This window comes from Thalassovita sp. (assembly GCF_034670005.1).
GTDB lineage: Bacteria > Pseudomonadota > Alphaproteobacteria > Rhodobacterales > Rhodobacteraceae > Thalassobius.
This window is the reverse complement of the sequence record NZ_JAXMOH010000003.1, coordinates 156,217-169,273: the sequence shown is the minus strand read 5'-3', so window position 1 is coordinate 169,273 and position 13,057 is coordinate 156,217. Positions and strand designations below refer to the sequence as shown.

Here is a 13,057-nt window from a genome sequence, read left to right as displayed (position 1 = left end):
GCGTTTTTCGTTTCGCGAGTGGTATCTTGTTTATTCGGCCGCATTCTTGTCTTCGTGCGCGACGTCATCCACCAGACCGGGACGGGTCAGCGCCACCAGCGCGTCATATTGGGACAGGAACACCTCGCCGGTCATTTCGTCGAGGAAATGGCTGCGCTTCAGGCGGTCCATCACCGGGCCCTTGACCTCGGACAGGTGCAGCTTGATGCCGGCGTCGTGCAGGCGGTGATTGATCGCCTCCAGACTTTCCAGCGCCGACATGTCAATCTCGTTCACCGCCGAACATTGCAGCACGACATGCTTGATCGGCTCATCACAGGCGATCCGGTCATAGACGTAATCCTCAAGGAACCGCGCATTGGCGAAATAGAGGCTTTCATCGACCCGCAGCGTCAGCACGTTGGGATTGGTCTGCACATCATGACGCAGGATGTTGCGGAAATGCTGGGTTCCAGGGACCAACCCGACCTCGGCCACATGTGGCCGCGATGTTTTGTAGAGGAACAGCAGCACCGACAGGCCAACGCCAACCGAAACGCCGATTTCGACACCGAGGCCGAGAGTCAGAAAGATGGTCGCAGCCACAGCGGCGAAATCAACCTTGGAATACTTCCACGACCGGGTCAGGATCGACAGGTCCACCAGGCTAAGCACCGCCACGATGATGGTGGCGGCCAGCGTGGCCTTGGGCAGGAAATACAAAAGCGGCGTCAGCAGCAGTGCGGCGAACAGGATGCCCACGGCGGTAAAGGCTCCTGCAGCAGGAGTTTCCGCACCAGCGTCGAAATTCACCACCGAGCGGGAAAAGCCTCCCGTTACCGGATAGCCCCCGGAAACCGCAGCAGCAATATTCGAAGCGCCAAGCCCCACCAGTTCCTGGTCCGGATTGATACGCTGGCGCCGCTTGGCCGCGAGGGTCTGGGCCACCGAAACCGATTCCACGAAACCGATGACCGAAATCAGCAGCGCCGACACGAAGAGCGATGACCAGATGTCAGCGCTGAACGACGGCAGGGTCAGCGGCGGCAGGCCCATTGGCACCTCGCCTACAACCTTCACGCCCTTATCGTCCAATCCGAAAACCCAGGTCACAAGCGTGGTTACAAACACTGCGGCAACCGGCCCGGCTTTCGCCAGGATATCGGCCATGCGCGGCTTCAGCCCGAACCCCAGCAGCAGCGGCTTCAGCCCCTTGCGCACCCAGAACAGAAATCCTGTCGTCGTCAGGCCGATGAACAGGGTGATCGGGTTCGTCAGATGCTGATTTTCGAACAGCGAAATCACCAAGTCGATCAGCGTATGACCATGCGCATCAATGCCAAAGATATGCTTCAACTGCGATGTGGCGATCAGGATGCCCGAAGCAGTGATAAAGCCAGCGATCACCGGGTGGGACAGAAAATTGGCTAAAAAACCCAGCCGAAACAGACCCAGCGCCATCAAGATAACACCGGAAATGAACGCCAGTGTGATTGCGGCGGCGGCATATTCAGCGGTGCCCTGTAGTGCCAGGTTGCCAACGGCCGCTGCCGTCATCAACGACACCACGGCCACCGGCCCGACCGCCAATGCACGCGAGGTCCCGAAAATGCCATACGCGACCAGCGGCAGGATCGACGCGTAAAGCCCCATTTCGGCTGGCAACCCCGCCAGCAGCGCATAAGCAAGCGATTGTGGGATCAACATAATCGTCACGATCACCGCCGCAACCAAATCGCTGGTTAAGGTGTCTTTGTCATAGGTCTTGGACCATTCCAGGATCGGCAAATGCCGCTCCAACATCGCGCGTTTCAATAACATGGTATTTTCCTGTCGCACAGAATCTGTTCGCCCTTATATATTCAGAAAACAGAATAAGTGAAGGGTGAAAATGGAAGAGATCGTTTTCTTGGCCTGATCCTTGTCTCACCCAGTATGTCAAAACGACAGCATCTGATACCGAAAAACCGCATGCAAGCCCGATTTCTCGGGCTTGCATGAACGAAGATTGTTGCGTCACTTTCTGCGCTTGGGACGCAAAATCAACCAGCCGAGACGCGTTCCGGTTTGATCATCCATTCCTTACCACGCAGCATTGCGCGCCAATAGACTGGCGGCAGGATCTGTTCCTTCAGAATCCAGGCTGCACGGGTCGGTTTTGTCCCATCCAGAATGAATTTCGGGAAGGACGGCAGCAGCGTACCGCCATAACCAAATTCGGCCAGAACAATCTTGCCGCGCTCCACGGTTAACGGACATGATCCGTAGCCGTTATAGATCGCGGTCGGAGATTTGCCGTTGACGTCATCAACGAGGTTCTCGGCCACCACCGGCGCCTGCATCCGCGCCGCAGCGGCGGTCTTGGCGTTGGGGGCGTTCATCACGTCTCCAAGCGACCAGATGTTGTCATATTCTTTGTGCCGCAGGGTGGCCTGATCCACGTCGATCCAACCGGCCGCATCGGCCAGCGGCGATACCCGGATGAAATCCGGCGCGGTCTGCGGCGGACAAACATGCATCATGTCGAACTCGACCTCGACCCGTTCCACCGGGGTGTCCGGCTTGGCGACATCGAACCAGGCTTTTTTGGCTGCGCCGTCGACTGCCACCAGATTATGGAAGAAATTCAGCGTGGCGTCATAACGCTCGACATATTTTTCAAGTGCCGGAACATAATCCTTCACCCCAAACAACACGCCACCGGCATTCATGAAGTTGATGTCGATATCCTTCAACACCCCTTCACGCAGCCAATGGTCGCCCGACAGGTACATCGCTTTTTGCGGAGCACCGGCGCATTTGATCGGCATCGGTGGCTGGGTAAACAGAGCCCTGCCAGATTTCAGCCCTTTGACCAGTTCCCAAGTATAGGGTGCCAGGTCATAGCGATAATTCGAGGTCACACCGTTTTTACCCAGCGTGTCCACCAGACCCTCGACCTTGTGCCAGTCAAGCTTCAATCCCGGGCAAATCACCAGACGGTCATATTTTACCACCCGGCAACCATCGAGGATGACGGCGTTATCCTTAGGTTCGAACGCCGCCACGGCGGATTTGATCCAATGCACACCCTTAGGGATCAGGCTGCCCATGGTTTTGGCAGTGGTCTGTGCGTCGAAAATACCTGCGCCAACCATGGTCCAGCCGGGTTGGTAATAATGGATATCAGCCGGATCGAGGATGGCGATTTCCAGATCGGGTTTGCGGGCATGGATGCTCGACGCGACGGCGATCCCGGCGGCCCCGCCACCGACGATCACAACATCGAATTTTGCGTCTCCGGTATCGGTCGGCGTCTTGCCGCCATTCACGATCCGACGAACCACACCGGCCATGTCATAGCCCGCCGCCTTTGTCGCGGCGAGAATATCCGCAGTCGGTTTTTCCTTTGCCACCGACAACGACCACAACGTCGTCGAACGGGTGCCCGTCCGGCAATAGGCCAAAGTCGGCCCCGGCAATTCGATCAGCGCTTTGCCGAAGTCATCGGCATCTTCATCGCGCACCTTACCGGCGACGATCGGCAGATATCGTATCTGCACCCCTTGAGCCTTGGCAGCTGCCTCGATTTCTTCATAGGTAGGCTGGTCGGCGGCTTCGCCATCGGGCCGGTTGCAGATAACCGACCGGAACCCAAGTTCGGCCAGTTTGGCCAAATCGTCGGGTTGGATCTGGGCAGAGACGGAAAGCTCGTCGGAAATTTTCTTGGGGTCCATGATTAAAGTCCTTTCACGGGATCATAGGCGGCAGGTCGAAATGCCAAGCAATCGGTAGAGCGGGCAGAACCTGAAGACAGAACTCAGCAAAGCGGCAGTGCCCAGTGCCATAACCAACAGTCGAACCGAAGCCATGTCCCAAACGGAGAATTCGGTCAGGTAGGGCGAAAGAAACAGTCCCACGCCCAAAACCAGACGAATTAGCCGATCCATGTTGCCGACATTACAGGTCATGATTCCTCCTCGGATGCTTAACACATATACGAATGTGAATATGAATTTCAACCGGAAAGCTTCACCCCAGGTTAAACAGCTGGGAAAGTTGTAGAATGTGGTGAAATGTCAGGGACCTTGAAAATGATCATTCGGGCATCAGATGCGGAATGGATCATAGTCCGCGCACCATAGCTTTCCGGTATCCGCAATCGAAAACCCCCGCCTTTCGGCGAGGGTTCTGTTCAGGATTGGGTTGGCTTCAATCCAGGTCTTCTGGCAGCAGCAGGTTGAGAAGGATCGACAACCCGGCTGCAGGCAGCAAGCCGCTGGTCAACAGGATCTGCAGTGTCCTGGGCAGGTGCTGCAATGCACCGGGTTCCAGTTGCAGACCCAGCCCCATAGACAGCGACACGGCGAAGATTACCATGTTGCGGCGGTTCCAGGTGACTTCAGACAACATGCTTACACCTGCCGCTGCGACCATGCCGAACATCACGATCACGCCGCCGCCCAGCACGTTGATCGGAACCGTCGAAACGACCGCGCCGAATTTCGGAACCAAGCCGCAGAGGATCAGGAACAATGCGCCAATGGTCACCACATGGCGGCTCATCACGCCGGTGATCGAAATCAACCCGACATTCTGACTGAACGAAGTGTTCGGCAATCCGCCGAAAACCCCGGCGACGGCGGTGCCCAGACCATCGGCAAAAGTCGCCCCTGCGATTTCACGATCGGTGGCTTCGCGACCCGCCCCACCCTTGCAGATACCGCTGACATCACCAACGGTTTCAATCGCCGAAACCACCGCCATAAAACACATGCCAATGATGATCGCGCTGTTGAATTCAAGACCCCATTTGAACGGCATCGGCAGGGCGAAGGATGCGGCGCGGCCGATATTGCCGAAGTTCACCTGCCCCATCAGATAGGCAACGATATAGCCCGCGACCAAACCGATCAGAACGGCGGCGACCGAACTGAGCCCCTTTGTAAAGAATTTGAAACCCAGCGTAACCAGCACCACCACAAGCGCCGGCGCCCACATCGCCAGCGACCCGAATTCCGGCTTGCCGATCAGCGGCACACCGCCTGCGGCATATTGGATGCCAACCTTGACCAGCGACAGCCCGATCATCAGAACGATCAACCCGGTCACCAACGGCGGCAGGGCGAAACGGATCTTGCCGATCACCGTCCCAAGCAGAAAATGGAACATCCCGCCGATCACGATCCCGGTCATCAGCCCCGCCATTCCGGCGGTGCCCTGCCCGGCTACGGCCGGGATCATCACCGGCAGAAAGGCAAAGCTGGTGCCCTGCACGATCGGCAGCCGCGCTCCGACCGGACCCATGCCAATGGATTGAAACAATGTCGCAATACCGGCAAACAGCATCGACATCTGGATCATGTAGATCAGGTTGGGGAAATCCGGGCTGTTCGAGCCGAAGCCGAACCCCGCAGCCCCGGCAACGATGATCGCCGGGGTCACGTTGCTGGCGAACATCGCCAGAACGTGCTGAATGCCCAGCGGCACCGCCTTGGCCAAAGGCGGGGTGTAATCCGGATCCATTAACTGGGCCGGGGTTCCAAGTGTCGTGTCAGTCATCCCTCGTTCTCCTGTTGGGAAAGCCCCTCTTGTTGGGGGCTGTGTTAGATTTGGACCACGTAAGGTGGGTCGAGCCGGGCCTCCTCCAAGTTCGGTGTTGCGCCGATCCGGTCAATCACGGCGAACAGTCCGGGGGCATGCAATGGTGTCAGAACCCCGTGCCAGATGCCCCTGTGGAAATTGATCGCCTGCCCCGGTGCCGCCAGAAAGGCGCGAAAATCGGCAGGCGTGCCATTGTCGTCCCCGGCCACGATCACCAGCCAGTCATCCATCGACATCGGGATAAAAGCCTGACTGCCATCGGGGTGACGTTCAACCAGATCAAGGCAATAGGGCAGCGCGCGCGGTTCGGCCTTGAAGATCGAAATCCCGGCCCGGCCGCCGGGGCCGAAATCCATCTTTGCCCGGTCGTGGAAACGGCCGCAGTAACCCTGGTTGATGATCTTGTCCGGCGCGCCCTCGGCCTGCAGCACGTCGCCGAACGGGGCGAAGGCGGCTGCGGTGAGCGGTTCGGTTTTGATCACGTTGGTCATCTGTGGTTCCTGTCGGACCGGCGGGGGCTGCCTGCCCCCGCACCCCCGGGGATATTTGTGAAAAGAAGAAGCTCAGAGGGCGAGCTTCGGATGCCGGTTGACGTCCTTGTAGAGCAGGTAGCGGAAGGGCTCATTGCCGGTGGCGATGCAGGCCTGCGGGCAGAAGGCGCGCAGCCACATGAAATCGCCCGGCCCGACTTCGACCCAGTCGGCGTTGAGCAGGTAGCGCGCGGTGCCCTGCAGCACATAAAGCCCGTGTTCCATCACATGGGTTTCGGCAAAGGGAATGCGACCACCAGGCTGGAAGGTGACGATGTTGACATGCATGTCGTGGCGCAGATCGGCAGGGTCGGCAAACCGGGTGGTGGCCCATTTGTCGGTATTGGGCATCACGCTCGGCGCGACGTCGTTGTCCGAAGTCAGGATCGGATCAGGACGATCCAGACCTGGCACATCCTCGTAGCGTTTGCGAATCCAGTGGAATTGCGCCACCTCCCCACCCGCGTTCCACAGCGCCCATTTGGCGCCGGCGGGGATATAGGCGTAGCTGCCCGCGCTCAACTCGTGATCGACGCCGTCCAGCGTGAGGCGCAGGTGCCCGCCTGCGACGAAGATCCCGGCCTGCGCCTGCGGATCGGGGTCGGGCGCATCGCTGCCGCCACCCGGAGCCAGTTCGACGGCGTATTGCGCGAAGGTTTCGGCGAAACCTGACAATGGCCGCGCGATGATCCAGGCCCGGGTATTTTCCCAGCCGGGCAGCAGGCTGGTCACGATATCGCGCATGGTGATTGCGGGGATGAAAGCATAGGCGTCGGTGAAGATCGCCCGGCCTTCGGGATTGCCGCTTTGGTCCGGCAATCCGCCAGGGGGAAAAGCGTAGGTCATAGCATGTCCTCCAGACGCAGGCGCGCGATGCGCTCGACCTGTTTGCAGGCCTCCCCGAGTTCGACCTCGGTCGGATTGCCCAGCCGCCGTTCGAACGCGGCAAGGATGCCCGCCTTGTCGTGATCGCGCACCGCGATGATGAAAGGGAAACCGTGCTTGGCCACATAAGCGTCGTTCAATTCGGTGAACCGGGCGCGTTCCGCATCGGTCAACTCATCCAGCCCGGCGCTGGCCTGTTCCGAGGTACTTTCGGCGGTGAGGCGTTTGGCGGCGGCGAGCTTGCCCGCCAGATCCGGATGCGCGGTCAGCACGCCCAGCCGTTCGTCGTCAGAAGCCGAGCGGAACATGCGGCAAAGCGCGTTGTGCAACCCGGCGGCGCTGTCATGGGCCGGGCCCAGTTCCAACCCGTGGGCGCGTTCAGCGATCCACGGCGAATGCTCAAAAACGCCGCCGTAAAGGGCGACGAAGCGGCCCCTGCCCATTTGGCTGGGCCGCTCGATGCGTTGATGCGGATGGGTCGCCGCCCAGTGTTCAGCGATGTCGATCCGGCGCGGGGTCCAGACGTGATCGAAGCCCTGGATATAATCGAGGAAGCGTTTCAGCCCGGCCAGCTTGCCCGGCCGTCCGATCAGGCGGCAATGCAGACCGATGCTCATCATCGCCGGTTTGCCTGTTTCACCTTCGGCATAAAGCGTGTCGAAAGCGTCCTTCAAATAGGTGAAAAACTGTTCGCCGGTGATATAACCGGGCGCCGTGGCAAACCGCATGTCGTTGGCTTCCAGAGTGTAAGGAATGATCAGCTGATTGCGGTCCCCGAATTCCATCCAGTGCGGCAAGTCATCGTCATAGGTGTCGCTGATATAGTCGAAGCCACCTTCCTCGGCGACCAGCCGCACGGTGTTGACCGATGAGCGTCCGGTATACCAGCCGCGCGGGCGTTCCCCTACGACCTCGGTATGCAGGCGCACCGCCTCAGCGATGGCGGCGCGTTCCTCCGCTTCGGGCATGTCCTTGTGTTCGACCCATTTCAGCCCGTGCGACGCGATTTCCCAATCCGCCACCTTCATCGCCTCGACCTGTTCGGGGCTGCGGGCCAAGGCGGTGGCCACGCCGTAGACCGTCACCGGGATGTCAGCGCCGGTAAACAGCCGATGCACCCTCCAGAACCCGGCCCGGGCGCCGTAATCGTAGATCGATTCCATGTTCCAATGGCGCTGCCCTGGCCAGGGCGCCGCTCCTGCGATGTCGGACAAGAAGGCTTCGGAAGCAGCATCCCCATGCAACAGGCAGTTCTCACCGCCCTCTTCATAGTTCAGCACAAATTGCACTGCGACCCGGGCGCTGCCGGGCCAGGATGCATCGGGACGATCCGCCCCGTATCCGGTCATATTGCGTGGGTAGCGCTGCATTTGTAAACTTTCCATGACTTTTCTTGTTCTACGCCATCTGGGCTGCTTGCTTCTTTCAAAAATATTTTGAAACACTTTCAGACGTGCGTTCCCGGACCGGTTGCGCCTATGCTTCCGGCACCTTACCCGCTGCATGCCTTAAAAAGGAGCATTTCAATGTCCCAAGGCTATCTGACCACCCATGTGTTGGACACCGCCAAAGGGTGCCCGGCGTCGAATCTGGCGATTTCGCTCTATCGGATCGAAGGCGAAACCCGGTCGCTTCTGGCGCAGATGGTTACGAACGAGGACGGCCGCACCGACAGTCCGATCCTGCCCAAGGAAGAATTCGCAACCGGGGTTTACGAGTTGGTGTTTCAGGCCGGGGACTATCTGGATGCCTCTGGTGTGCCATTGGAAAGCCCCCGTTTTCTGGATGTGGTTCCGATTCGCTTCGGGATTTCCGACAGCACGGCGCATTATCATGTGCCGCTACTGATTTCGCCGTTCGGCATGAGCACCTATCGCGGCAGCTAAGCGCCCGGCCTCAATGCCCGAGCGAAGCGAACCGCGACGCGACACCTACCGGCAGATTATTCGCCATAAGGAACCCAGATCGTTTTGACCTCGGTCGCGGCATCCAGAAACACCCGGCCTTCGCCCTGCGACGACATCCAGTCCCGCGCCATCCCGTTATTAACCCAGGTCCGCTTCAGGTTGCCCGCGCTTTCGCGCTCGATCGGGCCCGAGATATCGGACGATGAAAAACTCCAGACAGCATCGACATCCATATGCTGCGCCATCGTCTTGGCGAGCTCTTCATGGCTTCCGGTAAGGATATTGACCACGCCGCCGGGCACGTCGGAAGTTTCGAGCACCTGATAGAAATCGGTTGCTGCCAAAGGCATCGCTTCGCTTGCGGCCAACACCACGCGATTACCCATCGCGATCGCCGGGGCCATCAGCGAAATCAGCCCCAGCAGCGGTGCTTCATCCGGGCAGATCGCGCCGATCACGCCGACGGGTTCGCGCATCGACAGGGCGACACCGCGGATCGGCACGCCCTTCACCTGCCCGTCGAATTTATCGGCCCAGGCGGCATAGGTGAACAGGCGCTGAATGCAGGTCTCGACCTCTTTCGCGCCGTGGCCTCCCGGGGCGGCGTCGATACGATGGGCGAACTCCTCGGCACGGGCCGATAGGTTCTCGGCGATATAATACAGGATTTGTGCGCGCAGATGACCGCTCGTCTTGGCCCATCCGGCAGCCCCGCGCGCAGCTTCGACGGCATTGCGCACGTCCTTGCGACCGGCGATCGGCGCCTCGCCCATATGTTTGCCTGCCTTTGACCAGATGTCACGGCTATAGCCACCATCGGGACGCGCCTGTTTGCCGCCAATATAAAGCTTGGCGGTACGGTCAACCTTTTCCGCATCAATCCGGTCGCCGGAATGCGGCAGAACTTGCTTGATCGGCTTGGCTTTGCCCCTGGGCCTGGTATAGGCCTGCAGCCCCTCCCATCCGCCTTCGCGGCCATAGCCGCTTTCGCGAACCCCGCCGAACCCGGCAGCCGCGTCAAACAGGTTGGTCGCGTTGACCCAAACCACGCCCGCCGCCAGTTTCGGCGCGATATCCAGCGCCAAGTTCACATTCTCGGTCCAGACCGTGGCGGCCAACCCGTAGCGGCTGTTATTGGCCAGCGCCACCGCCTCGGCCGGTGTCCGGAAAGTCGTCGAGACCAGAACCGGACCAAAGATTTCTTCCTGCATCAACCTGTGCGACGGTTCCAACCCAGTGATCAGGGTCGGCGGATAATAACATCCCTCGGCGGGCAGTTGCGCGTTCACCCGGTGGATTTCGCCATCTTCGCAGTTCTCGACCATGTCGCGCACGGTCTGCACCTGTACCGGATCCGCCAGCGCCCCCATATCGATGCATTTATCGAGCGGGTTACCGATGCGCAGCTTGTCCATCCGCGCCTTCAGCTTATCATGGAACCGGCCTGCAATACCTTCCTGCACCAGCAGCCGCGACCCGGCACAGCAGACCTGCCCCTGATTGAACCAGATCGCATCGACCAGACCTTCGATGGCAGAATCCATATCGGCGTCGTCGAACACGATATAGGGTGACTTGCCGCCCAGCTCCAGCGTCAGGGCCTTACCGCTGCCTGCTGTCGCGGTACGGATTTTCCGACCTACCTCCGTCGATCCGGTAAAGGCGATCTTGTCGATGCCCGGATGACCTACGATCATTTCTCCCACTGCGCCGTCACCGGTGACGATGTTGACCACGCCCTTGGGCAGCCCCGCCTTGCGGCAGATATCGGCGAACAGCAGCGCGGTCAGCGAGGTATATTCGGCCGGTTTCAAAACCACCGTGTTGCCCATTGCCAATGCAGGCGCCACTTTCCATGCCAGCATCAACAGCGGGAAATTCCACGGGATGATCTGGCCGCAGACGCCCAACGCCTCGCGGTCGGGCAGTTCGGATTCCATCAGCTGCGCCATGCCTGCGTGGAAATAGAAATGACGCTGCACCAGCGGCACGTCGATATCGCGCGATTCCCGGATCGGCTTGCCATTGTCCAGCGTTTCCAGCACCGCGAACAGCCGCGCATGTTTCTGCAACAGCCGCGCGATCGCATACAAGTGCTTGGCCCTTCCATGCCCGCCCAGCCTTTCCCACTTCGGCTGCGCCTTGCGGGCGGCGGCGACGGCGGCGTCGACATCGGCCTGCGTGGCCTGTGTCAGCGTCGCCAGAACCTCCCCGGTGGCAGGGTTCTTGGAAGTGAACCCTTCGCCGGCTTCGGTGAATTCACCGTCGATGAAATGGCCGAACCGGTCGCCCTGATCGATCAGCCAAGCCAGCGCCTCGGCGGCGCTTTCGGGGGCGGGGCCGTACTCCATGGTTTCGAAGATCTCTTTAACGTTCATAAGGAAAGCTCCTCAATCGGCGCCCATGCCGGGCACCTTACCCCATTGCGTGGCGATAGCTGGCCGAATAGGCCCCGGTGACGTGATGTTCCAGCTGCCGCTCGATATCGCCCAGCAGCGACGAGGCACCAAAGCGGAACAGGTCCGGCTGCAGCCAGCGGTCGCCCAGTTCCTCCTTGATCAGCGCCAGGTATGTCAGCGCATCCTTGGCCTTGGAAATCCCGCCCGCGGGCTTGTAGCCGACGCGATACCCAGTGCGTTCATAATAGTCGCGGATCGCGCGGATCATCACCAGCGATACCGGCAGGGTGGCGTTGACGCTTTCTTTGCCGGTCGAGGTCTTGATGAAATCCGCCCCCGCCATCATGCAGATCAGCGAAGCGCGCGCCACGTTGCGCAAGCTGCCCAGTTCGCCGGTGGCGAGGATCGTCTTCAGATGCGCCTCGCCGCAGGCCGCGCGGAAGGTTTTGACCTCGTCGTAAAGCGCCTGCCAGTTGCCGGTCAGCACGTGGCGGCGCGAAATCACGATGTCGATTTCCTCGGCCCCCGCTTTCACGCTTTCACCTATTTCGGCCACCCGCAGGTTGAACGGTGATAATCCGGCGGGAAACCCGGTGGACACGGCGGCGACCGGAACGCGGCTGCCCGCCAGCGCGGCCACGGCGGGCGCAATCATGTCGTGATAGACACAGACCGCGCCGGTGGTGATGCCGGACACGCCAAGCGCATCAAGGATATCTGGTCGCACCGGCTGGCGCGCCTTGGCGCAGAGCCGGGCCACCCGGCCTTCGGTGTCGTCGCCCGCCAGCGTGGTCAGGTCGATGCAGGTGATCGCCTTCAGCAGCCACGCCGCCTGATACTCTTTCTTGACCGACCGCCGTCCCGGCAAGCTCGCCGCGCGCCGTTCGATGGCTGATGTGTTGGCCTGCGCCCGCATCACCCAATCCAGATCCAGCGCCATGCCGGGATTGCGTGGCTCTGTCACTTGCGGCAATTGCGCAAACGCGGTCTCAGTTTCGCTCTGCACCGGATCCTCCCTGAGGACTAAAGGGGACATTTTTCGGCCAATTGGTCAAAAAGTTACACGGCGCGCCCAACTTGGCAAGCGGGCTGTGCTCTCAGACGTCGTCTTTTCCGTCGCGGCGCCGCAGCGCGGTCCGTCCTGCCTCGGCCAATTCGTCCGGATCGAAGCCGTCGATCTGTACACCCTGGCGCGCCAGCGCCGTGCGATATGCCCCGACCCAGCGCTCCGCCCCGATCAGCGCCACGCGCTGGCCCAGCCAATAGGGACGGGCCGCAGCCAGTTCGGCCCCAATCAGATGCCCAAGGATCGCCGGGCCGTCACCCGACAGATCGGCGGAACTTAGCTGTGTCGCCAACCGTTCGGGCCGCGACAGGCTGTCATCTGCCGCCTCGGCATCCACCCGTGCAGCGTCAGGTGCCAGAATGGCCGCCAACCGCAACGTCAGGAAACTTTGAAAACTCACCGCTTCATTGGCACTGATCTGCACCCAATGGCTGCGCTCGGCCCCGATCACACAGGCCACACCGTCCCAGTTTTCATGCTGCCGGATCAGTCCGATCAATAGCAAACGCTCCGCAGCAGGCAACAGCCCTATAGGCGCGCTCTGCTCCAGATCTTTCAGATCGCCAAAATCGGGCAATAACCGGGCCGGAACCGTTTCCGTGCCGATGCCTTTCCGCCGCGCCATGCCGATCCCGCCCTTTTGTTTCCGTCCGGGCGGGACGATCACCCCACCCGCCAAATCCACCCTGTCAGTGTTTCATCTTGGCA

11 protein-coding genes are annotated in these 13,057 nt (G+C 60.3%); 1 reads left to right on the top strand and 10 read right to left on the bottom strand.

The genetic code is table 11. The annotated features are described in order from the left end of the window. Positions 1-30: 30 nt before the first annotated feature. From VOI23_RS08310 to puuE, 7 genes are all read right to left on the bottom strand, one after another. Positions 31-1,800, bottom strand: coding sequence for a SulP family inorganic anion transporter (locus VOI23_RS08310; RefSeq protein WP_323784032.1), 1,770 nt, complete (start codon positions 1,798-1,800; stop codon positions 31-33). 221 nt (positions 1,801-2,021) lie between these two features. Further along, positions 2,022-3,695 carry a TIGR01244 family sulfur transferase gene (locus VOI23_RS08305; RefSeq protein WP_323784029.1) on the bottom strand — a complete coding sequence of 558 codons (1,674 nt, stop codon included), beginning with the start codon at positions 3,693-3,695 and terminating at the stop codon, positions 2,022-2,024. A 21-nt stretch (positions 3,696-3,716) separates the two neighbouring features. Next, a complete protein-coding gene (locus tag VOI23_RS08300; protein WP_323784027.1) occupies positions 3,717-3,929 on the bottom strand; it encodes a DUF2892 domain-containing protein in 213 nt (70 codons plus the stop codon). 241 nt (positions 3,930-4,170) lie between these two features. Beyond that, entirely contained in the window at positions 4,171-5,520 is a 1,350-nt protein-coding gene (locus VOI23_RS08295) for a nucleobase:cation symporter-2 family protein (protein WP_323784025.1), read from the bottom strand. A 44-nt stretch (positions 5,521-5,564) separates the two neighbouring features. Beyond that, complete coding sequence (locus tag VOI23_RS08290; protein ID WP_323784023.1) at positions 5,565-6,053, bottom strand: ureidoglycolate lyase; 489 nt, start codon at positions 6,051-6,053, stop codon at positions 5,565-5,567. A gap of 72 nt (positions 6,054-6,125) precedes the next feature. Beyond that, positions 6,126-6,938 (bottom strand): bifunctional allantoicase/(S)-ureidoglycine aminohydrolase, encoded by an 813-nt coding sequence (locus VOI23_RS08285; protein ID WP_323784021.1) that lies wholly within the window; start codon positions 6,936-6,938, stop codon positions 6,126-6,128. Beyond that, positions 6,935-8,347: an allantoinase PuuE gene (gene puuE, locus VOI23_RS08280; protein ID WP_323784020.1), complete on the bottom strand. Its 1,413-nt coding sequence runs from the start codon at positions 8,345-8,347 to the stop codon at positions 6,935-6,937. Before puuE ends, VOI23_RS08285 begins: the two co-directional genes overlap by 4 nt. A 156-nt stretch (positions 8,348-8,503) precedes the next feature. On the opposite strand from puuE, the gene uraH reads away from it, so the two are divergent. Then, positions 8,504-8,863 (top strand): hydroxyisourate hydrolase, encoded by a 360-nt coding sequence (gene uraH, locus VOI23_RS08275; RefSeq protein ID WP_323784019.1) that lies wholly within the window; start codon positions 8,504-8,506, stop codon positions 8,861-8,863. 56 nt (positions 8,864-8,919) lie between these two features. On the opposite strand, the gene VOI23_RS08270 is transcribed toward uraH, so the two are convergent. From VOI23_RS08270 to VOI23_RS08260, 3 genes are all read right to left on the bottom strand, one after another. After that, complete coding sequence (locus tag VOI23_RS08270; protein WP_323784018.1) at positions 8,920-11,262, bottom strand: aldehyde dehydrogenase family protein; 2,343 nt, start codon at positions 11,260-11,262, stop codon at positions 8,920-8,922. Between the two features lie 37 nt (positions 11,263-11,299). Continuing rightward, positions 11,300-12,319: a deoxyribose-phosphate aldolase gene (deoC, locus tag VOI23_RS08265; RefSeq protein WP_323784017.1), complete on the bottom strand. Its 1,020-nt coding sequence runs from the start codon at positions 12,317-12,319 to the stop codon at positions 11,300-11,302. A 61-nt stretch (positions 12,320-12,380) separates the two neighbouring features. Further along, on the bottom strand, positions 12,381-12,974 hold the full coding sequence (locus VOI23_RS08260; RefSeq protein ID WP_323784015.1) for a 2-dehydro-3-deoxygalactonokinase: 594 nt from the start codon (positions 12,972-12,974) through the stop codon (positions 12,381-12,383). Positions 12,975-13,057 lie beyond the last annotated feature (83 nt).

What these genes read in the sequence shown, in the direction of transcription:
- VOI23_RS08310 (WP_323784032.1), bottom strand. Translation starts at nt 1,800, where the DNA reads ATGTTATTGAAACGCGCGATGTTGGAGCGGCATTTGCCGATCCTGGAA.
- VOI23_RS08305 (WP_323784029.1), bottom strand. Translation starts at nt 3,695, where the DNA reads ATGGACCCCAAGAAAATTTCCGACGAGCTTTCCGTCTCTGCCCAGATC.
- VOI23_RS08300 (WP_323784027.1), bottom strand. Translation starts at nt 3,929, where the DNA reads ATGACCTGTAATGTCGGCAACATGGATCGGCTAATTCGTCTGGTTTTG.
- VOI23_RS08295 (WP_323784025.1), bottom strand. Translation starts at nt 5,520, where the DNA reads ATGACTGACACGACACTTGGAACCCCGGCCCAGTTAATGGATCCGGAT.
- VOI23_RS08290 (WP_323784023.1), bottom strand. Translation starts at nt 6,053, where the DNA reads ATGACCAACGTGATCAAAACCGAACCGCTCACCGCAGCCGCCTTCGCC.
- VOI23_RS08285 (WP_323784021.1), bottom strand. Translation starts at nt 6,938, where the DNA reads ATGACCTACGCTTTTCCCCCTGGCGGATTGCCGGACCAAAGCGGCAAT.
- puuE (WP_323784020.1), bottom strand. Translation starts at nt 8,347, where the DNA reads ATGCAGCGCTACCCACGCAATATGACCGGATACGGGGCGGATCGTCCC.
- uraH (WP_323784019.1), top strand. Translation starts at nt 8,504, where the DNA reads ATGTCCCAAGGCTATCTGACCACCCATGTGTTGGACACCGCCAAAGGG.
- VOI23_RS08270 (WP_323784018.1), bottom strand. Translation starts at nt 11,262, where the DNA reads ATGAACGTTAAAGAGATCTTCGAAACCATGGAGTACGGCCCCGCCCCC.
- deoC (WP_323784017.1), bottom strand. Translation starts at nt 12,319, where the DNA reads ATGTCCCCTTTAGTCCTCAGGGAGGATCCGGTGCAGAGCGAAACTGAG.
- VOI23_RS08260 (WP_323784015.1), bottom strand. Translation starts at nt 12,974, where the DNA reads ATGGCGCGGCGGAAAGGCATCGGCACGGAAACGGTTCCGGCCCGGTTA.